This window comes from Gammaproteobacteria bacterium (assembly GCA_013003425.1).
In the GTDB taxonomy this organism is placed as follows: Bacteria; Pseudomonadota; Gammaproteobacteria; order Steroidobacterales; family JABDKV01; genus JABDJB01.
In genome coordinates, this window is the sequence record JABDJB010000043.1 from 15,077 (window position 1) to 37,185 (window position 22,109).

Here is a 22,109-nt window from a genome sequence, read left to right on the forward strand (position 1 = left end):
ACGCGTTCAGGTAGACTGGCCGCCTGATGTTGCGGAAATTCCTGGCAGAAATTCGCAGACGCAAAGTTTTTCGGGCGGCAGTTGCCTACTCTGTCGTTGCCTGGGTGGTAATCCAGATTGCCGACATCACTTTCGAACCTCTGCACCTGCCAGGCTGGGCCCTGACCCTGCTGATAGCGCTGGCAATTGCCGGCCTGCCGCTGGCCGTCGTACTGGCGTGGTTGTTCGACCTGACTCCGGCGGGCCTGGAACGCGATCGTGGCGATGCCGGCAACAGCGCCAGCCAGTCGCCACCACCCGATGCATCGATTGCCGTCCTGCCTTTCACCGACCTCAGCGCGGAGGGCGACCAGGCGTATTTTTGTGAAGGCGTCGCGGAAGAGATTCTCAACACGCTGATGCGGGTGGACGGACTGAAGGTTGCAGCGCGTCGCTCTACGATGCCCTACGCGCGGACCGGTGGCAGGAGCACGGCCGACTTCAGCGAGATTGGTGCGGCACTCAATGTCGCAACGGTGCTGGAAGGATCAGTGCGCAAGGAAGGGAACAAGTTGCGTATCAGCGCCCAGCTGATTGACACGGCAGATGGCAATCATCGCTGGACCCATCGATACGAGCGGGAGATGAGTGATGTATTTGCCGTGCAGGACCAGATTGCCGAAAACATAGCGCGCGTGATGCAGCTGACCCTGCAGCCACAGGATCGTTGTATCGCGCAACGTGCCGGAACTTCCGATATCGAAGCCTACGACTTGTTCCTCAAAGGGCAGAGCTTTTTCCACCGCTGGGGTGCGCGCAACCTGCGTTACGCGGCAGAGCTTTTCGAAAGCGCACTGGCCAAGGATCCGGAGTATGCACGCGCATGGGCCGGGCTGGCAGATGCCAACGCGATGCAGTACATCTATTTCGATTCGCAGGTCGAATATCGTAATCGTGCTCGTGATGCCAGCAAGCAGGCACTGGGGCTTTGCCCAAACCTGCCTGATGCGCATGTGTCGAGAGGTATGTCGTGCTCGATGTTCGGCAACTGGCGCGAAGCCGAGCAGCATTTTCAGGATGCGCTGGCGTTGGACCCGGATCATTTCGAGGCGCTGTATTTCTACGCCCGGGTCTGCGTGCACCAGGGCGAGCTGGAGCGTGCGATCACGCTTTTCGAGCAGGCTGCCGCGGCCCGGCTGTCTGACTACCAGGCACCGCTGCTGCTGCAACAGTTGTACAAGCGACTCGGGCGCATGGACGAAGCGCGTGCGATCGCGCGCCAGGGTATCGCACGAGCCGAGCATCACCTCGAATCGAACCCGGACGATGCCCGCGCGCTTTACCTGATGTCCGGCGCGCTGGCAGATCTCGGCGAGACCCAGCGCGGCGAGCAGCTGCTGCTGCGAGCCATGGCTACCGATCCCACCGAAGCTGCCGTCCTTTACAATGCAGCGTGTTTTTACGCGCGGATCGGCGACGCGGATCGGGCGGTTGAATTGCTGGAGCAGGTGCGGCTGCCGCGCATGGCGGCGGAATGGGCACGGAATGACCCGGACCTGGATACTTTGCGCGGCAATCCACGCTTTGACGCGCTGTACCCGCCCGGCGATTCAACAAACTGAGACAAAACCTTATGGAACCGGCGCGGCTGGCGGTGATCTCACTCATTGCTTGAGAACGGGCAGGGGCTGGTCTTATGCTATCTCCCTGCTGCACCCAGGAGCTACCATGCACAGATTACTTGCACTGCTTGCCATGCTGGCCGCCGCCACGGCGCCGGCGTTGGCAGAGGAAGGCGACACCGAGGCGGGCAATGCACCCGACGACAGGCCGGTTGCGATCGAGAAAGCCGAGCCGGAGTACCCGAAGAGGGCTTACAACAAGTGCATTGAGGGCCATGTGCTGGTGCGCTTCGTTATCGCTACCGATGGCACAACAAAGGATATCGAGGTGCTCAGTTCGCGACCGGAGCGTGTATTCGACAAAGCAGCAATTGCAGCAGTAGAAAAATGGCGGTTCGAACCACGCATACTCAACGGCATGCCGGTACAGCGTGAATCCACCCAGCGACTGGTGTTCGAGCCGGGCTGCATACGCTGATCAATCCGCCGCAAATCCCCTGACTGTTTCCAGGGTGTCGGCCTGCACCGCATTCTTGTCGTCGCGATAACGCCGCACGCGGGCAAACCGCAGCGCCACGCCACCCGGGTACTGATGGCTTTTCTGCACGTCGTTAAAAGCAATTTCGACGACCAGTTCCGGCCGCACATGGACAACATGACCCTCGCGGCCGGTCTCCAGCTCGAGTAACTTGTCTGTCTGCCACGCGAGCAGCTCGTCGGTCAGACCTTTGAATGTCTTGCCGAGCATCACAAAGCCATCGTTATCGCGCGCTCCAAGATGCAGGTTACTCAGCCAGCCCTTGCGGCGCCCGCTGCCCCATTCGGCGGCCAGAACGACCAGGTCGAGCGTATGCACCGGCTTGATCTTGAGCCAGGCTGCGCCGCGGTTGCCGGCTTCATACGGCGCATCGAGGGATTTCGCCATGATTCCCTCGTGCCCGGCTGCCAGCGCGCTGCGCATGAATGCTTCTGCTTCGTCAGCGTCGGCGGTAAAGATACGCGGGATCATCATTTCGTCCGGCAACAGCGCTGCCATGGTCTCGAAACGCTGCTGTGCCGGTGCGTCAATGTAATCGGTACCGCTGGCATGCAGGCAGTCAAAGAAAAAAGCTGTCAGCGGAACAGACTCCTGCATGGTTGCTACATCGTGGCGCCGGCCGAATCGTTTCATCGTGACCTGGAAAGGCCGCGGACGGCCGTCGCCCGACAATGCCAGAACTTCACCGTCGAGAATCAGTTCGGCGGGCTCCAGATTCTTCACCGCATCGACAATTTCCGGTAGTCGCTCCGTGACGTCATTCAGCTGGCGGGTAAAAATACGCACATCGTCCGGGCTTTTGTGTACCTGGATACGCGCACCGTCGAGCTTGAACTCGAATGCCGCGAACTCCAGCCTGCCAAGGGCGTCCTCGACGGTGGCGGCCGGCTGGGCAAGCATTGCGTTTACGGCAGTTCCGACTCGCAATTGAAAGCAGGCGAGGCCCTGTTCGCCATCGGTGAGGGCCACGCCGGCGACAGCCGGCAGGTCACCTGACAGCATGACCGCGCGGCGCACCGGTGTGGCCTCGATACCGGCCGCCGCGGCGATGGCGTCGACCATCAGCCCTTCCAGCGCTCCCTGGCGCAGGTCTCCGAGGAACAGCCGCATCAGGAAACCCTGTTCCTGCCGGGTTGCCGCACGCATCAGTTCGGCCAGCAGCTCCCGCTTATGTTGCAGCGATCCTGGCCCGGCAAGGGCTGCGAGTTTCTCTATGTAGCGATTGACTGCGGTCATGCTCAGGGATGGTTCGCCGGCTGGCGGCTCATCCATAACATCGCGAAGAATGCTGGGTCCGAGGCCGATACGTCCCTGCAGCAATTCGCCGGCCAGCCAGGCAGTCAGCACCTGCAGGTTAGCGGGGCTGCATTCAGCGAGACAGCTGCGCAGCGCTTCGACTTTCTTCTTGCGGCTGCGTGTGGCGGCCACACTGCTGGATGTTTCCGCGACGGTTTTTAGCGACAGCGACACTGCGTCAGCTTATAATAGGAGTGCAGGAAGGTGTTTCGATGAACCATGAAAAAAGATCAGTCGAGCATTATCGTGACTACCAGCTTATCAGCGTAGTCGAATCACAGCCGGAAGGGTGGGTATACACCATTCATGTCGTGGAGCATGACGGCGATACCGATCACCTGCGCTGTGAAGAAAGCTCCGCCGGGCATTACGGCAGCGACATCGAGGCGTTGCACGCTGCCCGCGAGCGGGGTCACGAACTGGTCGATGCACTGGCAGCACAGGTCAGCTGATCACAGCCCGGTGCCGCGCACCAGCTGTTTGAACAGGCTGGACTCGCGTTTGTAAAACCCTTCGGTGTGAAAAGAGTCTTCCAGTTCCAGCAGCTGGATGTCGAGGTGATGATTCAGTTCGTGCAGCAGCGTGCGCAGGTAGGTGCGGAATGCCACCACGCGGCGCAGTTGTGCAGTTCGCATCCAGACTTCGATCGCCGCCAGTCGGCGCCCCTCCGGGGGCGTGTACAGCCCGTGTAATTCGCCCCAGTCGTCGGTCGGCCGCACCGACCTGACCCGCAGCTTGACCCTTGGCACATCAAGCTCGTGGCACAGCGCATCGAGCAGCGCCCGGCTGGTGCGCTCGACCTGGATGCGGTCAGCACTATCGAGGGCAGAGGAGACATGGTGGACCAGTGAGCGCAGACGATCCGGCCGCTTCAGCCGCAGTGCCGCGACCTCGTCACTGGCATCGTAAATACGGCGCTGCTTCTTGTTCAGCTTGCGGTAATAGGCAAAACGCATAGATTGCGGGCATCCGGCCACCGGGCCTGGGTTACGGTCTTATGTCACCTGCCGGGGCTGCAGTACTGCCCGGGCTGTTACGGAATGCTACTATTTCCGGCCTCATTTTCAGAATGAAACACCGATCGCGGGGGATCTATGGTGAATTCAAAGGGTATCCGTTGGCCAGGGGTCTTGTTGACCGTTGTGCTTGTCACCTGCATAACGGCCTGCGCAGACGATGCCACCCGGCTGCAGCGCGCGAAGGAGCAACTCGCCGAGTCGAATTACCGGGCCGCGACCATTGACCTGAAAAATATCCTGCAGGGGAATCCGGAGCACACCGAGGCGCGCGTACTGCTGGGTGAAATCGCTCTGCGCAACGGCGACACTGCCGGTGCCATCAAGGAGTTCCGGCGTGCACGTGAAGCCGGAGCCAGCCCTGATATCTACGCGGTAAACCTGGCACGGGCGCTGTTGCGCGAAGGCCGTCACCAGGAAGTGATAAGCCTGAATCCCGAGTTGCTGACAGATGAGCAGAACAGGGCTGCCCTGCTGGCCATGCGTGGCACGGCCAGGCTGGCGCAGGAAGACACCGCAGCAGCGCAACAGGACTTCTCGGCAGCGCTGGCGCTGGTACCGGACCAAACCGATGCATTGATAGGGCAGGCGCGCCTGGCACAGGCCAGCGGTGATGCTGCTGCGGCACGCGCCAGCCTGGAAAAAATGGTCGCGACGGGCGCAAATAACCACGAGGGCATGGCCGCGCTGGCGCAATTAAACTTCGATGAAGGGAATTACGAACAGGCCGAGCAGAATCTGCGTACGGCGCTGCAGGCTATCGAGGGTACGCGCCTGGCGCACGAGCGCATGATGTACACCGGCGCCCTGATCGACGTGTTGCTGGCCCAAAGGAAGGCAACCGAGGCGCAGGCTGTCGGCAGCAATATGATAAAGATGACATCCGAGCATCCGATTGCATTGTTGCAGGCCGGCCGGGCCGACATGGCTGCCAAGAATTACGATGGCGCAATCGAGAAGGCCGAACGCATCGTTCTGTCGCTGCCGCGGGCTATACCGCCGCGCATACTGCTTGCCGGGGCCGCAATGGCGCAAGGCAATCGCACTCTTGCCGCCACACACCTGCAGGCGGTGGTAAACATCAATCCTGATAACGAAGCTGCACGCAAGCTGCTGGCGCAGGTACGCATGCAGATGGGCGATCCCGAGGAAGCGCTTGCGGTGCTCGAGCCGATGATGGCAGGGGGTACAACCGACCCACAGATCCTTGCAATGGCCGGATCCGCATCGATCCGCAGCGGTGACGTCGCCAGCGGTATCGAGCTGGTGGAGAAAGGCATGGTCAGCAGTAGCGGCAATCCGGCGTTCGCGCTGCAGGCTGCTGTCGATTTCCTGTCCGCCGGTGAACTCGATCGCGCCATCGGGGTGCTGGAGTCAATACCCGAGAGCGAGCAGTTCGGCCAGCGTGAGTTGCTGCTGGTCCTGGCCCTGACGAGAAAAGGGGAAGTTGAAAAAGCGCGGGCAATGGCGCAGGAAATTGTCGACGCCAATCCTGATCGTTCGACGTCGCATCGATTGATGGGCGGCTTTCACCTGGCAGTCAATGAGTTCGACCAGGCGCGTGCAGCGTTCGAGCGTGCACTGGAAATTGACCCGGATGATGTACCGGCAATTCTGAACCTGGGACGCCTCGACGTGAACCAGGGCAACCCGGAAGCTGCCGAAGCGCGTTTTCGCTCGCTGCTCGAACGCAAGCCGGGCGACCTGGTTGCCCTGACTGTACTGGCGGAACTGGCAGAAAAGCGCGGTGATCTTGCGGCGGGCGTAGAGCTTCTGGAGCAAGCGCGCGTCGCGAACCCGGAGGCAATACAACCATTGCTGGTGCTGGGTAACTACTATCATCGTGCCGGTGACACAGAGAAAGCTGTGGAGCTGGCGGAACAGGCGGTGCGTGTCGCGCCGGACAACGCTCGCTCTCAGGTCCTGCTGGGAACCGTGCTGTTGAAAGACAAGCAGAATGAGCAGGCGATAGTTGCGCTACAGCGTGGCATCGAAATCAACCCGGATTACGGCATGGCGCATTTCTTCCTGGGCCAGGCACAGATAGCAACGGGGCGTGCCGAGGCCGGCTACGCGTCATTGCAACGTGCAGCCGAGCTCGAGACGAACGATTTTCGTCCACTGGCAGCACTGGTCGCTGCCGATACGAAGCGCGGCGACTATCGTAAGGCACTGGCCAACGCAGACCTGATGATCGAGCAACACCCGGGCCGTGCGGAGCCGTTCCTGCTCAAGGCAGACGTGGAAGTCTCACGCAAGGATCTGCCGGCGGCGCTGGAATTGCTGGAGAACGCAGTGGCTATCAAGCCAAGTCGGGACCTGGCGTCGAAGCGTTTCACCATCATGCATCAGCTTGGAAGACCCGAGCCATGGCGGGTGCTGGCCGATTGGGTTGACGCCAACCCCGATGATGCCGCTGGCCGTGAGTTGCTGGCAAAGGCATACCTCAGTGCCGGCATGACGGACAAGGCGATCGATAATTTCGAGCAGGTAATGGTCGATATGCCGAATGCAGATGTCGCTGCAACGCTGGCAATGGCATATGCGGAGGAGAAAAATCTCGATGCGGCAGCAAAGTGGCTGGAAGAAGGAATCAGCCTCGAGCCCGACAACATGCCAATCCGCGTTGCGCTGGCCCGTCTAGAACTTAATCGCGGTAACGAGAATGCGGCAGCTACGCTGATGCGCGAGCTGCGCAAGGACTTTCCGGATGCAGCCGAGCCCTATGTAATCGAGGGCGAGGTGTTGATGGCGCAGGGTGACTACAATGGCGCGATTGCCGCGTACGACAAGGCTGCTGATATTTCGCCGTCGGCATCAGCGGCGTTACGCCAGTACCAGGCACAACGCAAGGCGGGTCGTGACGAAGCTTACCGCTCGCTGGAGGAGTGGGCAGAAAAAGAACCAGGCAACATGCGTGTCTCGTTGGCTCTCGGTATGGACTACTCAGCGCGGGACTGGAACGATGAAGCAGTGGCCGCTTACCGGCGTGTGCTGGAAGCTGATCCCGATAATCTCATCGCCCTGAACAATCTCGCCTGGGTATACGATGCGCGCGGTGGCGACCAGGACGCCGAACGAGCGCTGAACGCAGCGACGCGGGCTTACAAGCAACGTCCCGGGGTAGCGGCCATCGCCGACACCTACGGCTGGTTCCTGCTGCGCGCAGGTCGTGGTGCCGAAGCGCTGGAGGTGCTGGAAAAAGCAGCTGCATCGGGTAGTGACCCGGAGATCAACTATCACCTGGCCGCGGCGCTGGACGACCAGGGCCGTACCGCGGACGCCGTGGCACTGCTCGACCGGGTGCTGGCGGACAACGCTGAATTCAGCAGCCGCGCCGAGGCGGAAGTGTTACGCCGGCGTCTTTCGCCCTAGGGAGAATTGATCAACCGGATTGCCGATTTGAACTGATTGAGCGGGTCGCTGATCGATTCGGCAACGACGCCCGGAATCTCGACCGGGGTAACGACCGGTTGCGCCAGGTCAATGACAGCTATCGGTGCGGCGTCCGGGCTTCCGGTGGATCCCTGCACCACGGCATAGAAGCCGTCGGAAACAAGGTTGGCGGCTGCAAACGGCAGGTCTACTGTCGACAGCTCTTCGCTTTCCAGTTGCAGCCAGGCCAGGCCCGTGAGGGCATCGCCTTGCGGCACCAGGTAGAGCCAGCGTAACTGGTCAGTGCTGAATACCGACGGCGGCACACGTGTAGTCATTCCTGCTGTGTAAGCCTGGTAGCTGCTTACCGTGTCGCTCAGGTCTGCCGCGACCGGGTCGTCACCGGACAAATCAAGCGAGACAACACGAAACCCGCTGTCGCCATCCACCGAGTAAATGATTTGCGAACCGGTGTTGGCAACGTCGAGGTTCCACAACCCGTCACTGGCATCTTCGGCTGTTGCCAGCACCGCAGCCGCGGAAGGCAGAAGATAGGGCACACGCACAATCTGGAAAAGTTCCTCGCTGGCCGGACAGGCAGCAAGTACCAGGCTGCCGCCGGGCTCAGAACCGTGATACGAAATCACCGACACCGGGGCTGCCAGGATGCCGGATGCTTCGATCAGGTCGGCAGCCGCGTCAGTAGAGTTCAGCAGCGAGTAAAATGGCGCTGAGTACACCTGCGGTGGTGGTGCGGTACACGAATAGGCGCCGGATGGTACCGGATCGGAATCATCGATTGTAAGCCACAGCATGCTGCCGAGACCCGTCAACAGCCGGGTAAATGGCAGGCCCAGGGTGCCTGGCTCATCAAGCACAGCCTGCGGCGATCCGGCCGGCAGCGCAACGGTGTAGATTGCGCCGCGTTCATCGGCATCGCTGCCCAGCGTGCCGGCAATCGCTGCAGTGTTGCTCTGCGCGGCGAAGAATTGCGGCGACAAAGTACTGTCTTCTGTGAGCCCGGTGTCGAATTCGGTAATTCGGCCGTCAATGATGTTGATTGCAATGAGGTAGCGGTTTGCCAGCGAGACCACTGCAATATCGCCTGAATCAGAAACAACCAGCCCGCCGTCGGGCGCACCGCTGGTGGTGTCGATGGTGAACTCGCTTGCGATCTCCGCCGGCGTGTCAAATGCGATGCCGAGCACGCGGGCCACGCCGTCAGAATCATCGGTCAACACCAGGACCTGCTGCTGTAATTCGCTTATCTCCCAGGCGAGGATATCCTGTTCCGCCGGGACCGCCTGGGTGAGGTCGATCAGCGTCGCCGGATCGCGCGAGTCGATCGTGTAAATACTCAGTACGCCACCGTTTTCGGTGCTGAACACCGCACGCGAGTGTCGCTTGGCGATCTCTAATGTAACGGTGGCTGTAGAGGTGTGGCCAACCAAATCGGTGATTTGATATACAAATTCGTCTTCGCCAATCAGATAAAGAGACGGCGTGTAGGTCAGTATTCCGCTGTTATTTTCCAGCGTGCCGTTGACAGGTTCCTCGATGATGGTGATCTCGAGCGGGTCACCGTCAATATCGATGTCATTCGCCAGGACATTAATCACGACGGTTGCGTTCTGCAGCAGGAGCACCGAGTCATCCATTGCCACCGGCGGTTCGTTTGGCAGCGACGGGTCGGGTATGTCATCGCAGCCGCTGGCCGCGATCAGGAACGCAATCATTGTTGTAACGAGCAGCAGCCGGTTCATACTTTACTCCGTATCAGGCGGAACGCTTGCTGCGCTGTTCCGCGACAAGTTGTCCGAGGGCGTCGACCAGTGCGTCGATGTCATCGGCGGCGTTGTAATGTACCAATCCGACGCGCAAGACGCCGCCGGATTCCAGCAGGCCCAGTGCCTGGCACGGCTCTACGGCATAGCTGTGCCCGGACCAGGAAAAAATATTGTTGCGGCCAAGGTGGCTGGCTATAGCAGCCGGCCGTATACCGTCGAGTGTGAACGAAACCGTTGGCGTGCGCTCGTGTAATTGTCCGGCCGCGGTAATTCCATAAATACAAATGCCGTCAACTGCCTCCAGTCTCTCCAGTAGTTGCCCGCACAGGGCGGTTTCGTATTCGTGTATACCCTGCATTGCCGCGGCGAGACGCCTGCGCCGGTTGCCGCCGTCGGCAGCAAGACCCGCCAGGTAATCTATCGCAGCGGTTACACCGGCGATGGCCTCGTGGCTCTGGGTGCCGGTTTCGAAGCGGCCCGGCACGGTATCCGGTGCGGGTCGCAGCTTGTAGGAAAAAATGTCCTTCAGTAGCTGTTCGCGGCCCCAGAGTACGCCCTGGTGAGGCCCGAAAAACTTGTAGGGTGAACAGGCCAGAAAATCGCATCCCAGCTGCTGCACGTCAACGGGAAGGTGTGGCGCCGAATGCACCGCATCAACAAAAACCAGCGCGCCGAACTGGTGTGCTTTGCTGCACACATGGTTAATGTCATTGATAGTGCCCAGCAGGTTGCTGGCATGGCCGACACAAACCAGCTTTGTGCGGTTCCCCACCAGGCTGTCGAAATGGGCGTAGTCGAGCCTGCCGCTGGCGGTATCCAGGCGCGTCTTTTTGATCACCAGGCCATGGTCCTGCGCCAGCAGCATCCACGGCGCAACGTTGGCATCATGATCCAGCTCGGTGACGATGATCTCGTCGCCTGCCTGCAGCTGCCGGCCGAGGCAGCGCGAAAGCTGAAACGTCAGAGTGGTCATGTTGGGACCGAACACGATTTCGTTGGGAGAGTCTGCATTCAGCAGGTCTGCCATTGCTGCATGACCGGCTTCGTAGATTTCGCCGGCGGCCACCGAGCTGCCAAACGGCCCGCCGAGATTGGCGTTGGCGTCGCGCAGGCAACCGCTGACGGCGTCGATGACTGTTTGCGGTACCTGGGTGCCGGCGGGATTATCGAGGTACACCCGGCGGCGGCCGTTGTCGCTCAGGCCCAGGGCCGGGAACTGTTCGCGGATCGTGGCAATATCTGGTGGCATGATTTGTCAGTGTTCTGGCGGGCTGCATAGGATAACCCGGCCGGCGCCGATTTGTGCACTGCGGCTGCGATTGCCGTGGTATCCCGCACGGTCTACCCTTGGCCGCCACAAATCACAACATCCCACGGGATCAATATGCGAAATTCGACCGGATGGATTAGCTGCGCCCTGATGAGCGCGATCGTAATTGCCGTCCCGGCAGCTGCCGATGACAATAATGGCGAGCCAGCCTCTGTCTATTCCAGCCTGAAGCTGCGCGGTATTGGCCCGGCCATCACGTCCGGACGCATCACCGATTTTGCCATGCACCCGCAGCGCTGGCAGGAGTACTTTGTGGCAACCGCCTCCGGTGGCTTGTGGAAGACCGCCAACAACGGCATCACCTGGCAGCCGGTTTTCGACAAGGAAGCCTCCTATTCGATCGGCGTTGTCATGCTCGATCCGGATGATCCGCTTACCGTGTGGGTAGGTACGGGTGAGAACAACAGCCAGCGCAGTGTTGCTTTTGGCGATGGCGTCTACAAGTCTATCGACGGCGGGCGTAGCTGGGCCAATGTCGGGTTGAAAGACTCCGAACACATCGGCCAGATTGCCTTTCATCCGGATGACTCCGCTACCGTCTATGTTGCCGCGCAAGGGCCGCTGTGGAATTCAGGCGGCGACCGCGGGCTTTATCGCAGCTCCGACGGCGGTGCTTCGTGGCATCGCATTCTGCACATCGACAAGCACACCGGCGTCAACGAGTTTGTTATTCACCCGCAGCAACCGCAACGCATGCTGGCGTCGAGTTACCAGCGTCGTCGTCATGTGTGGACGCTGATCAACGGTGGACCGGGCAGCGGTATACACAAGAGTACCGACGGCGGTGAAAGCTGGCGGAAGATTACCGCGGGCCTGCCGTCCGGTGACATGGGCCGCATAGGCCTGGGCATGGCGCCATCAAATCCGGACATTGTCTATGCGATCGTCGAAGCGGACGCGAAAGAGAAGGGTATTTACCGGTCGACGGACTTCGGCGAAAACTGGGAAAAGCGCTCGGACTATATGGCCTCCAGCCCGCAGTATTACAATGAGCTGATCGTCGACCCGCATAACCCCGATCGGGTGTATTCGATGGATACGTTTGCCCGCGTGTCACACGACGGGGGCAAGACGTGGCAAAGACTGGGCATAGAGCACCGACATGTGGACGATCACGCACTCTGGATCGATCCGGCCAACACCGATCACCTTATTATTGGCGGCGACGGCGGCATCTATGAAAGCTGGGACATGGGCCAGACCTGGCGCCACGTTCGCAACCTGCCAATTACGCAGTTCTATCGCGCGACGCCGGACAACGCCAAGCCGTTTTACCGGGTTTACGGTGGCACTCAGGACAACAACTCACTCGGCGCCCCCTCACGCACCACAAATATCCACGGTATCGCCAATTCCGACTGGCTGCTGGTGCTCGGTGGCGACGGCTACAAGCCGCAAATCGATCCGCAGGATCCGAACATAGTCTATGCGCAGTACCAGTACGGCGGTCTGGCGCGCTACGACCGGCGCACGAACGAGCGCGTTTACATCACGCCACAGCCGGATAACGACTCTGACCAGTTACGCTGGAACTGGAACTCCCCGCTTGTCCTCAGTCATCACGATCGCAAGCGGCTGTACTACGGCGCGGAACGCGTTTTTCGCACTGACGATATGGGTAATTCATGGCGGGCTATCAGCGGCGACCTGTCGCGTCAGCTTGATCGTAACAAGCTCGAAGTCATGGACCGGGTGTGGAGCGTGGACGCCATTTCAAAGAACCGCTCCACCTCGCTGTATGGCAGCCTCATTGCGCTTGCCGAAAGCCCGTTTGATGAAAACCTGCTGTATGCCGGGACCGATGATGGCCTGATCCAGGTCACTACGGATGGCGGCACCAACTGGCGCCGGGTGAATCGTTTTTCCGGCGTGCCGGACATGTCGCTGGTCGAAGACATCATCGCCTCCCAGCATGACGCCGATGTCGCTTATGCCGTGTTCGATAATCACAAGCGGGGCGATTTCAAGCCGTATGTCCTGGTCAGCCGCGACCGCGGACGCAGCTGGCGCAGCATAAGTGGCAACCTGCCGGAGCGAGGCAGCGCGCATACGATTATCGAGGATCATGTCGATCCGGATCTGCTGTTCGTTGGCACCGAGTTCGGCGTGTTTTTTACCCAGGACCGGGGCCGCAAGTGGATCCAGCTGAAGGGCGGTTTCCCCACCATTGCCGTGCGTGATCTGGAAATCCAGCAGCGCGAACAGGACCTGGTTATCGGTACCTTCGGGCGTGGCATTTATATACTCGACGACTACACACCACTGCGTGTCCCCTTCAGTCAGTTGGCCGACAGCGCGGCTCGGCTGTTTCCCGTGAAGGATGCCCTTCTTTATATCGAGGGCAGTAAATGGGGCGGCAATGAAAAAGGCAGCATGGGTCACGGGTTCTATGCTGCACCAAACCCGCCTTACGGCGCCGTGTTCACCTATTACCTGCGTGATGGATTGAAAACCCGTAAAGACGCGCGTCGCGAGAAGGAAAAAGAAGTAAGGAAAGAAGGCGGCGATACGCCCTACCCTGAATGGAATGCGTTGCGGGCCGAAGATCGCGAACAGGAGCCAAAGGTTTTCGTGGTGGTGCGCGACAGTGACGGCGCGGTAGTCAATCGCGTCAGCGGACCGACGAACAAGGGCATCCATCGTATCGCATGGGATCTGCGCCTGGCGGCGCCGGATCCGGTCAAGCTGGGCGACCAGGGTTTTCGCTCGCCGTGGGCATCCGATCCGATTGGCCCGCTGGCGTTGCCCGGACGCTACACCGCAACACTGGTTACGGCCGTCGACGGGAAATGGTCTGACGTGAGTCAGCCTGTGGCATTTAATGTCACGCCATTGGACGAGGGTGCGGTCCTCCTGGCTGACCGCGCGCAGCTGCAGCAGTTTCAGCTGAAAACAGCCCGCCTGAGTCGTGCCGTCAAAGGTGCCGTAGAGGCCGGCACAGAAATCCAAAGCCGCATCGATCACCTGCAGGAAGCATTACTGCGTACACCGGCTGCATCGGCCGCTGACCAGCAACGTTTACGCGAGATCGAACTGGCAATGGCGGATATCAGCGTTGCCCTTCGTGGTGACCAGACCCTGCGATCCCGCAGCGAGGTGTCGCCATGGTCTATTTCACAACGCGTCAGCAGTATTGTCGGTGGTCACTGGAAATCACAGTCGCGGGTCACCGATACACACCAGCGTGCTTACGATCTGGCGGCCTCGGCATTTGGCAAGGCGCTGGCGGACTTGCGTGAGGTGCGCGACAGGCTGGTGGCTTTCGAAGCTGATGCAGATCGCATGCTCGCGCCGTGGACGCCGGGACGGTTGCCGGACTGGCAGCCAGAATAGGTGTGGGAGCGGCTTCCAGCCGCGACGACTTGCGACCTGTGGGAGCGGCTTTGTGGGAGCGGCTTTGTGGGAGCGGCTTTGTGGGAGCGGCTTTGTGGGAGCGGCTTCCAGCCGCGACGACTTGCGATGGGTTCTCGCGGAAGCGGCTTCAGCCGCAAATAATGCCTAGCCGGGCCGGTTCGACGATTTCAGACGCGTGTGACCAGATCGAGCGCGAATGAGGCGCGGATATCCAGCAGCGAATCTGTCTGTGCCTGCAGGGGATCAGAACGAATTGCAGCAAGCAGCTGTTGTGTTGAAGTGGCAGTGCCGGCATCGAAATACCCGACCCATGCATCTCGGTTGCGTTTGGCCAGGTACTGGGCGCTGTCGGCCAGCCCCAACACCTGCTCCCAGCTGATGCGCTCCGGCTGTTCAGCAGCAAACGGGTAGCAGGCAAAGCCGAGGGATGCTGTCAGTCGGACGACCTGGCCATCGGACAGTGCAAACACATGATTTCGTACATCGCTGCGTATACGCCCGGCCAGCGCTTCTATCTGATCGGGATTCGCGTTGCGGCTTACAACGACAAATTCGTCGCCGCCCCAGCGGATGACAAAATCCGAGCTGCGGCACACGCCCAGCAGTATGTCGCGCACCTGCAGCAGGACTTCGTCACCGGCCACGTGACCACAACGGTCATTGATCACCTTGAAATGATCGAGATCGATCATCAGGAAGACGATATTGAACACGGCAACCGGCTCAGCCGGGTCATCGGCTCCCTGCAGGCGACGAATCAGCTCAACATCGCGGAGCACTTCCTCGAACAGGAAACGGCGGTTACGCAAACCGGTCAGCGGGTCGGTCAGGCTGGCTTCCAGCAGCCGTTCGTTGGCTCTCGTCAGGTCGTCGTTTATCTGCGCCAGCTCGGAGGTGCGGTTGCGTACTTCGTGCTCCAGGCGGTGCCGATAGTCGGCCTCCATCTGTAGTCGCCGCCGCTGTACCTGCCATACCGCGATAAGCAGCACGGCAATTGCAGCGACAAAAAGCAGGTAGTGGCTCAGGTTCACGCCACACCCCTGTCAGGCCAACTCCGGAACGCTGCCTTCGGTTGCACTGAGGCGCTGGTCGGCGCGGTTAACCAGCGGAAGGAAGCGACCACCTGGAACCGATTGGGAAAAGTAGAAACCCTGGTACTGGTGGCAGCCCCATTCACGAAGGAGTTCCAGCTGCTCGACCGCCTCGACGCCCTCGGCAACCACGGTCAGGCCAAGCCGCCTGGCAAGCGCCACCATTCCGGCAACAATGGTTGCATCCCGGCCGTCGCGCATCGCTCCACTGATATAGGAGCGATCGATTTTCAGTGCGTCGATCGGCAACTCTTTCAGGTAGGCGATGGCCGATTCGCCGGTACCAAAATCGTCGATCGACAGACGCACGCCAAGTGCCTTGAGCCGATGCAGCTGACTCAGCACCTTGCTGTCGCGCCCGACGACACCGCGCTCGCTCAGCTCCAGCTCCACCTGGCGCGGATCGAGCCGGCTCGTGTGCAGCGCGCGCTCGACAACCTCAACGACGTCATTGTGACGCAGCTGGTAAAGCGACAGATTTATGCACATGCGCAGATCTTCGGCGCCGGCATCAATCCATTGGCGCAGCTGCCGGCAGGCACTGTCGATTACCATTGCCCCGACCCGCGTCATGAGGCCGTTTTTCTCAGCGATGGGAATAAATTCAGCCGGTGATATGCAGCCTTCCACCGGGTGATGCCAGCGCAGCAATGCCTCCGCACCCACCACACGGTTTTCGCTCACCTGCAGCAGCGGCTGGTACTCCATATATAACTGTGCACGGTCGATGGCTTCGTGCAGCATCGAATCCAGCTGCAGCTTGCGCGCGCTGCCAGCGACCAGCGGCTCTCTGAACATGCTGAAGCCACCGCCACGCTGCTTTGCTTCACGCAAAGCAATCTCTGCATGCTGTAACAGCTGGTCGGCAGTTTCGCCATCTACCGGAGCCACTGCCGCGCCAACGCAGGCGGACAGATAAATGGACTGGCCGTCTATCTGCACAGGCAGGCTGAGGATATCCAGGATCTTGTGAGCAAGCCGCGAAAGGTCCTCGGCATCGGACATACGGCTTACGGTTACGCCAAAGCGCACGCCACCAAGGCGTCCGGTCGCGACGGTCACCAGCCCCTGACCAACGGCAGCACTTTCACTGAGACAGTTGCGTAGTCGTTCGCCGACCCGCACCAGTACCCGGTTGCCGTTGTCATGACCCAGTGCTTCGTTGACGAGGCGAAAACGATTTATCCGAACCACGAGCAATGAAAGACCAGCGGATTCTGTGCGATCGACAAAAAGCGACTGTTCGAGCAGACGCTTGAATTTGGCGCGCGAAGCAAGCCCCGTCAGCTCGTCGCACTCGACGCTGCGTTCCAGGTCCATCCGGGCGACTTCTGCCTCGGCACGCGCGCTGTGTAGTGCATTGATCGCGCTTGTCAGTTCCTTGCGCTGCACTTCGATGTCGGCAACCGCAGCCGCGCGACGGCTGACCAGGTTCCAGTCGTAAGGCTTGCGTACCAGTTCGGTGACATGAGGTGAATCAAGTGCCACCTGCACATCACGGGAATTCGCGCACAGCACGATTGTCGGCAGTGGCTCACGATTGCCACACAGTGGCAGGGACTCATAGAGGCACCTGCCATCCGCATCGCGTGCTGCGGCATCGACAATAATTACCGATGGTTGAAGCTCCCGCGCAACCTGCTCGGCGCTGGCCGGCTCTTCGACGATAGTCGTAAGAAACCCTGACTGTTCCAGCCAGCGCGGCCCCCACTGCAGTGAGCGCGAATCCCGACAGACCAGCAATGCGGTGCGGAGCCTGCGACGATCCTGTTTCGCCGCATTATCAGGCGGCGCGTGCTGTTCGATTTGTTCTGACAAAACTGCTTTCCGGATGTTGATCTCGTGAGGCTCATTGGAGCAGAACAGTCCAGTTTTTTTTGTGAGCGCAGTGCCGAATCTTCAAAAATTTGCTTTTATGTCAACGCCAGACACAGACCTGAACGGACCTGTTTCACATAAGTCGTTACATTTTCCAAAGCGTTGCAATTGGCCGGGCCCGGGTGGCCCGTAAAGAGGTTTATTTGAAGGTGCGACCGCCCAGCATTTTCAGGCCTTCAACCAGCAGCCACAGAAACAGGATGGGAATTATTATCGTCTGCAGTACAAAAATGACGATGAGGTTGATGATGTGTTCGCTGGCATTGGATGCCCGCTCACGGAAGCGCTCGAGCCGTTCGGCCACGTTCATGCGTTGCAGGGAGTCGTCGAGAAATGCGCCCAACCGGTCGAGCACGGACTGGTCCGGTAATGGCGCAGGTGGTGCGTTATCACGGCTCATTTCAATGATGTCATCGCTGGTTGCCTGCAGCGCCTGCGTTGCTGCCTCATGCTGGGCGGCAAGGAAGGTGTCGAAAACCATACTGGTGCCGATGATGACTACCGGTATCGCAAAGCGCAGGGCAACGGCAACCAGCGCGAAACGCAGGCCAAGCCGTTGCCAGCGTTCGCCGCCGCGCAGCCATAGTGTTGTTACGAGCGCCACAAGCGACAGCACCAGGAACAGGTTTACACCCCACCAGCCGGTGACATCGAGCAGAATGTTCTGCAGTCCGAGCGCGCTGGTGGCCACCAGCATTACCGAGGAAAACCTTTCGATCAGATCATTGATCGGATCGAGTACCTGCCCGACGGTGAAATTCATACCGACGCCGGCTGGTTCAACCGCAACCTCGGTGCCCTGGGCAACCGAGATCACGCCGTTGAGTGTTCTGGCTACGGCAAAGGTGACAAGAGCACGTCGAAACGCCTTTTCGGCAGCTTCGGCACCAAAATCATCCAGTTGCCCTGTGAATGCTGCGATTACAGCAAGCAGGCAGGCCACAGTTATCAGGATCCTGCGTGTCATATGGCCATACTAACGCAATGATTCCGGGTTGATGCGGCGCACCACATGCGCTGTCGGTTTTTGGACTACACTGATTTGGAATAACTATAACTACGTGTCTGAGCAAAAGGGGATGATCATGGCCAGTAGTCCGCACCTCGAGCAGTTCATGGAAGGGTTGCAACGCCGCAACCCGGGCGAATCAGAATTTCACCAGGCAGTGCACGAAGTTGCCGCCAGCGTGATTCCATACATCGACGAGCATCCGGAGTACCGCGACGAGCAGATTCTGGAACGACTGGCAGAGCCTGACCGTATAGTGATATTCCGGGTCGCCTGGGAGGACGACAAGGGAAATGTGCGGGTCAACCGCGGTTACCGGGTTCAGTGCAACAATGCGATTGGACCTTACAAGGGAGGGTTGAGGTTTCACCCCAGCGTTTCCTTGAGCATCCTGAAGTTCCTGGCCTTCGAGCAGGTATTTAAAAACAGCCTGACCGGGTTGCCGATGGGTGGCGGTAAAGGTGGTGCCAACTTCAATCCGAAAGGTAAGTCCGATCGTGAGGTAATGCGTTTCTGCCAGGCCTTCATGACGGAGCTGTTCCGGCACATCGGGCCGAATACTGACGTGCCCGCCGGAGATATCGGCGTGGGCGCGCGCGAAGTCAGCTACCTGTTTGGTCAGTACAAGCGTTTGTCCAACCAGTTCACCGGCGTTATCACCGGCAAGGGCCTGGCGTTTGGTGGCAGCGAGATCCGTGTGGAGGCAACCGGTTACGGTTGTGTCTACATGATGGAAGACATGCTGACGCACATCGACAAGCACATCGACGGCCACACGGCGCTGGTGTCTGGCTCCGGTAACGTGGCGCAGTACACGGTCGAAAAACTGAACGAGCTCGGTGGCAAGGTGCTGACGATGTCCGACTCGTCCGGCTTTGTTTACGACAAGAACGGCATTGATGCCGAAAGGCTGGAGTTTATCAAGGAACTCAAGAATGAACGTCGCGGGCGCATCAAGGAATACGCCGACAAGTACGGCGCCGAGTTTCATGAGGGCAAGCGGCCATGGATGGTGCCAGGCGACCTGGCATTTCCCTGCGCAACGCAAAACGAGATCAGCCTGGATGATGCCAAAGAGCTGATAGGCAACGGCTGCAAAGCCGTATCCGAAGGCGCCAACATGCCGACGGTAAAAGAGGGCGTCGACGCTTTCATCGACGCGAACATACTGTTTGCACCAAGCAAGGCTGCAAACGCCGGTGGTGTGGCAGTATCCGGCTTGGAGATGACCCAGAACAGCATGCGCCTCAACTGGGGCCGCGACGAGCTCAACGAGCGTCTGCGTGGCATCATGCAGGGCATCCATGAACAATGTGTGCGTTACGGCACGGAAGGAAAGAACGTCAATTATCTCAAGGGCGCGAACATCGCCGGCTTCGTCAAGGTCGCCGATGCCATGATGGCTTACGGCATTGTTTGAGCTGACGGTTGACTTTAAGAGTTCAGGTTGCGGTAGTAGGGGCCGGGCCGGCAGGGATTAGCGCCGCGGCGCACGCGGCAGAAACCGGCACCAGCCACATACTGTTCGAATCGACTGCGGCGCACGCCGAGACGATCCAGCGCTACCAGAAAGGCAAACACGTCATGGCCGAGCCTGGCGTGTTGCCGCTGCGTAGTGATGCCGGTTTCGAGGCCGGCACACGTGAGCAGGTTCTGGACACCTGGCAGCAGGCGCTGGAAGACAAGGGCGTCAATGTTCATTTCAACTCCGGCATCGTCGCCATTGAAGGGCAGCATCCGAAGTTCCTGCTGAAAACCGCCGGTGGCGACCTGTTCGAGGCGGAGAACATTGTTCTTTCCATTGGCGTGCAGGGCAGCCCGCGCAAGCTGGGCGTGCCGGGTGAAGGCCCGCCATGGGTGCAGTACACACTGGATGATCCCGACGAGTACAAGGACGAGTCCATCGTCATTGTCGGTGCCGGTGACGCGGCAATCGAAAATGCGGTTGCGCTGGCGGAAAACAACACTGTCTATGTCGTAAACCGCAAGGACGAATTCGCCCGCGCCAAGACCGGCAACCTCAACTTGATAATGCGTGCAATCGAGGATGAGAAAATTCAGTGTTTTTACAAGAGCAACGCGGTGCGCATCGAAGAAACACCTGACAGTGAGCGTCCGGCACTGCTGGTGCTCAACACCGAGGATGGTGAGGCCAATGTGCCGATAAATCGCATCATTGCGCGTATCGGTGCCATTCCGCAGCGAAAATTCGTCGAGTCCTGCGGCGTTGAATACCCCAGCGAAAAGCCCACCGCAATCCCGCAGCTTTCCGCCAAGTACGAGTCGAATGTGCCCGGGCTTTACATCATCGGTGCGCTGGGCGGATACCCGCTGATCAAGCAGGCGATGAACCAGGGCTACGAGACCGTCGAGTACATCCTCGGCAACGAAATCGGCCCGGCCGATGAACCACTGCTGGAAGAAAAATTCCGCAATCTCGATTTCGGCAGCGTCACAGAAACGCTGGCGCTGATGCAGGAGCGCATCGCGCTTTTCGGCCCGCTCAACAGCCTGGTGTTTCGCGAGCTGATGCTCGACTCCACGATACGCACGCCGGTGCGCGGCGAAGTGGTGTTTGCTCTCAATGACTACACCGACTCCTTTTATACAATTTTCAACGGCGGCGTGCTGATCGGCCGCGGCGACCCGAAAGATGCCTCCCTGCCGCTGCGTCAGGGTCAGTTTTTCGGTGAGATGAGCCTTATCTCCGGCCGCCGTCGAACCGCAACGGTGGTGGCCGACTCGGACTGCGTACTTATCGAGACACCACGGCGGACGATGAAGAAACTCATCGCCTCTGATGACCATGTCCGGCAAACGATCGACAATGCCTTCATCCTGCGTGCCATCCAGTCGAGTTTTGCACCGGATGTGCCGGCATCTGAACTGCGTTCAATTGTCGAGGCAGCAAAGCTGCGCGAATTCAAGCCGGGCGAAGTTCTTTTCAACGAAGGTGACGAGGGTCACGAATTCCACCTCATCCGCAATGGCTCGGTGTCGGTGTCAAAAAACATCGGTGGGCGCGATATCCCGATCAACTACGTGCGTGCGGGCAACTATGTCGGCGAGATGGCGCTTATCAGCAACATGCCGCGTAATGCCACAGTTGCCGCGACGGTAAAGACGGCGACTATCACGCTGGATCGTGATTCTTTTAACGATCTTCTGGGCCGCGCGCCCGAACTGCGCGACCGGATGGAAGCGCAGATCGAGAAGCGGCTGAAACAGGTTGCGGACATGAAGGCGCTGCCCGACAGCGGCGACATCATCGAGTTCTTCCAGCGAACCGGTGTTATCGAGGCAACCGATGTGTTGCTGATTGATTCTTCCTTGTGCGTGGGCTGCAATAACTGCGAAAAGGCTTGTGCCGAAACTCACCAGGGCACATCACGGCTGAATCGCGAGGCCGGCCCGACTTATGCAACCGTGCACGTACCTACGTCCTGTCGTCACTGCGAAGATCCGCATTGCATGACCGACTGTCCACCGGATGCGATTCACCGCAATGTCAACGGTGAAGTGTATATGGATGACAGCTGCATCGGCTGCGAGAACTGCAAGAACAATTGTCCTTACGGCGTCATTCACATGGCGGTGGTCAGCGACGAGAAGCCGAAGTTCTGGCAATGGCTGCTGTTTGGCAGCGGTCGCGCGCCGGGCGAAGAGGTTTACGTCAAGACCGATGCGTCAACGCCGAAGAAAGCGGTCAAATGCGACATGTGCAAAGGCCTGGATGGCGGTCCGGCCTGCGTGCGCGCGTGCCCGACCGGCGCCGCGTTGCGTATCGATCCGAAGGAATTTGTGCGGCTGTCACGCGGCACGAGGACCTGATGC

14 protein-coding genes are annotated in these 22,109 nt (G+C 59.7%); 7 read left to right on the plus strand and 7 right to left on the minus strand.

Features of this window, described 5'->3' with window-relative positions:
- Positions 1-26: 26 nt before the first annotated feature.
- The gene (locus HKN06_06165) at positions 27-1,601 is read left to right on the plus strand and encodes a tetratricopeptide repeat protein (GenBank protein NNF60899.1); all 1,575 of its coding nucleotides are present in this window, start codon (positions 27-29) and stop codon (positions 1,599-1,601) included.
- A 106-nt stretch (positions 1,602-1,707) separates the two neighbouring features.
- Positions 1,708-2,079 carry an energy transducer TonB gene (locus HKN06_06170; protein ID NNF60900.1) on the plus strand — a complete coding sequence of 124 codons (372 nt, stop codon included), beginning with the start codon at positions 1,708-1,710 and terminating at the stop codon, positions 2,077-2,079.
- Here HKN06_06170 and HKN06_06175 read toward each other — a convergent pair whose 3' ends face one another.
- Positions 2,080-3,603 (minus strand): ATP-dependent DNA ligase, encoded by a 1,524-nt coding sequence (locus tag HKN06_06175; protein NNF60901.1) that lies wholly within the window; start codon positions 3,601-3,603, stop codon positions 2,080-2,082.
- A 44-nt stretch (positions 3,604-3,647) separates the two neighbouring features.
- On the opposite strand from HKN06_06175, the gene HKN06_06180 reads away from it, so the two are divergent.
- Entirely contained in the window at positions 3,648-3,887 is a 240-nt protein-coding gene (locus HKN06_06180; GenBank protein NNF60902.1) for a hypothetical protein, read from the plus strand.
- Here the strand turns inward: HKN06_06180 and HKN06_06185 are convergent, their stop codons facing one another.
- A complete protein-coding gene (locus HKN06_06185; GenBank protein NNF60903.1) occupies positions 3,888-4,391 on the minus strand; it encodes a hypothetical protein in 504 nt (167 codons plus the stop codon).
- A gap of 177 nt (positions 4,392-4,568) precedes the next feature.
- Between HKN06_06185 and prsT the strand changes: the two genes are divergently transcribed.
- The gene (gene prsT / locus HKN06_06190) at positions 4,569-7,826 is read left to right on the plus strand and encodes a PEP-CTERM system TPR-repeat protein PrsT (protein ID NNF60904.1); all 3,258 of its coding nucleotides are present in this window, start codon (positions 4,569-4,571) and stop codon (positions 7,824-7,826) included.
- Here prsT and HKN06_06195 read toward each other — a convergent pair.
- Positions 7,823-9,589: an Ig-like domain-containing protein gene (locus HKN06_06195; protein ID NNF60905.1), complete on the minus strand. Its 1,767-nt coding sequence runs from the start codon at positions 9,587-9,589 to the stop codon at positions 7,823-7,825. The genes prsT and HKN06_06195 overlap by 4 nt on opposite strands.
- Positions 9,590-9,602: 13 nt before the next feature.
- The gene (locus HKN06_06200; GenBank protein ID NNF60906.1) at positions 9,603-10,862 is read right to left on the minus strand and encodes a cysteine desulfurase-like protein; all 1,260 of its coding nucleotides are present in this window, start codon (positions 10,860-10,862) and stop codon (positions 9,603-9,605) included.
- Positions 10,863-11,033: 171 nt separating this feature from the next.
- Here HKN06_06200 and HKN06_06205 point away from each other — a divergent pair, with 171 nt between their 5' ends.
- Entirely contained in the window at positions 11,034-14,276 is a 3,243-nt protein-coding gene (locus tag HKN06_06205; GenBank protein NNF60907.1) for a glycosyl hydrolase, read from the plus strand.
- A 188-nt stretch (positions 14,277-14,464) separates the two neighbouring features.
- On the opposite strand, the gene HKN06_06210 is transcribed toward HKN06_06205, so the two are convergent.
- From HKN06_06210 to HKN06_06220, 3 genes are all read right to left on the minus strand, one after another.
- On the minus strand, positions 14,465-15,328 hold the full coding sequence (locus tag HKN06_06210) for a diguanylate cyclase (protein ID NNF60908.1): 864 nt from the start codon (positions 15,326-15,328) through the stop codon (positions 14,465-14,467).
- 12 nt (positions 15,329-15,340) lie between these two features.
- The gene (locus HKN06_06215) at positions 15,341-17,206 is read right to left on the minus strand and encodes an EAL domain-containing protein (protein NNF60909.1); all 1,866 of its coding nucleotides are present in this window, start codon (positions 17,204-17,206) and stop codon (positions 15,341-15,343) included.
- A gap of 199 nt (positions 17,207-17,405) precedes the next feature.
- Positions 17,406-18,233: a hypothetical protein gene (locus HKN06_06220; protein ID NNF60910.1), complete on the minus strand. Its 828-nt coding sequence runs from the start codon at positions 18,231-18,233 to the stop codon at positions 17,406-17,408.
- 112 nt (positions 18,234-18,345) lie between these two features.
- Between HKN06_06220 and gdhA the strand changes: the two genes are divergently transcribed.
- Together gdhA and HKN06_06230 are read left to right on the plus strand one after the other, a co-directional pair.
- Complete coding sequence (gene gdhA / locus HKN06_06225; protein NNF60911.1) at positions 18,346-19,695, plus strand: NADP-specific glutamate dehydrogenase; 1,350 nt, start codon at positions 18,346-18,348, stop codon at positions 19,693-19,695.
- 8 nt (positions 19,696-19,703) lie between these two features.
- Positions 19,704-22,106 (plus strand): cyclic nucleotide-binding domain-containing protein, encoded by a 2,403-nt coding sequence (locus HKN06_06230; protein NNF60912.1) that lies wholly within the window; start codon positions 19,704-19,706, stop codon positions 22,104-22,106.
- Positions 22,107-22,109: the final 3 nt, after the last annotated feature.

Coding starts and splice junctions, on each gene's coding strand:
- HKN06_06220 (NNF60910.1), bottom strand. CDS start 18,233: ATGACACGCAGGATCCTGATAACTGTGGCCTGCCTGCTTGCTGTAATC.
- HKN06_06185 (NNF60903.1), bottom strand. CDS start 4,391: ATGCGTTTTGCCTATTACCGCAAGCTGAACAAGAAGCAGCGCCGTATT.
- HKN06_06205 (NNF60907.1), top strand. CDS start 11,034: ATGAGCGCGATCGTAATTGCCGTCCCGGCAGCTGCCGATGACAATAAT.
- gdhA (NNF60911.1), top strand. CDS start 18,346: ATGATCATGGCCAGTAGTCCGCACCTCGAGCAGTTCATGGAAGGGTTG.
- HKN06_06165 (NNF60899.1), top strand. CDS start 27: ATGTTGCGGAAATTCCTGGCAGAAATTCGCAGACGCAAAGTTTTTCGG.
- HKN06_06180 (NNF60902.1), top strand. CDS start 3,648: ATGAACCATGAAAAAAGATCAGTCGAGCATTATCGTGACTACCAGCTT.
- HKN06_06200 (NNF60906.1), bottom strand. CDS start 10,862: ATGCCACCAGATATTGCCACGATCCGCGAACAGTTCCCGGCCCTGGGC.
- HKN06_06195 (NNF60905.1), bottom strand. CDS start 9,589: ATGAACCGGCTGCTGCTCGTTACAACAATGATTGCGTTCCTGATCGCG.
- HKN06_06170 (NNF60900.1), top strand. CDS start 1,708: ATGCACAGATTACTTGCACTGCTTGCCATGCTGGCCGCCGCCACGGCG.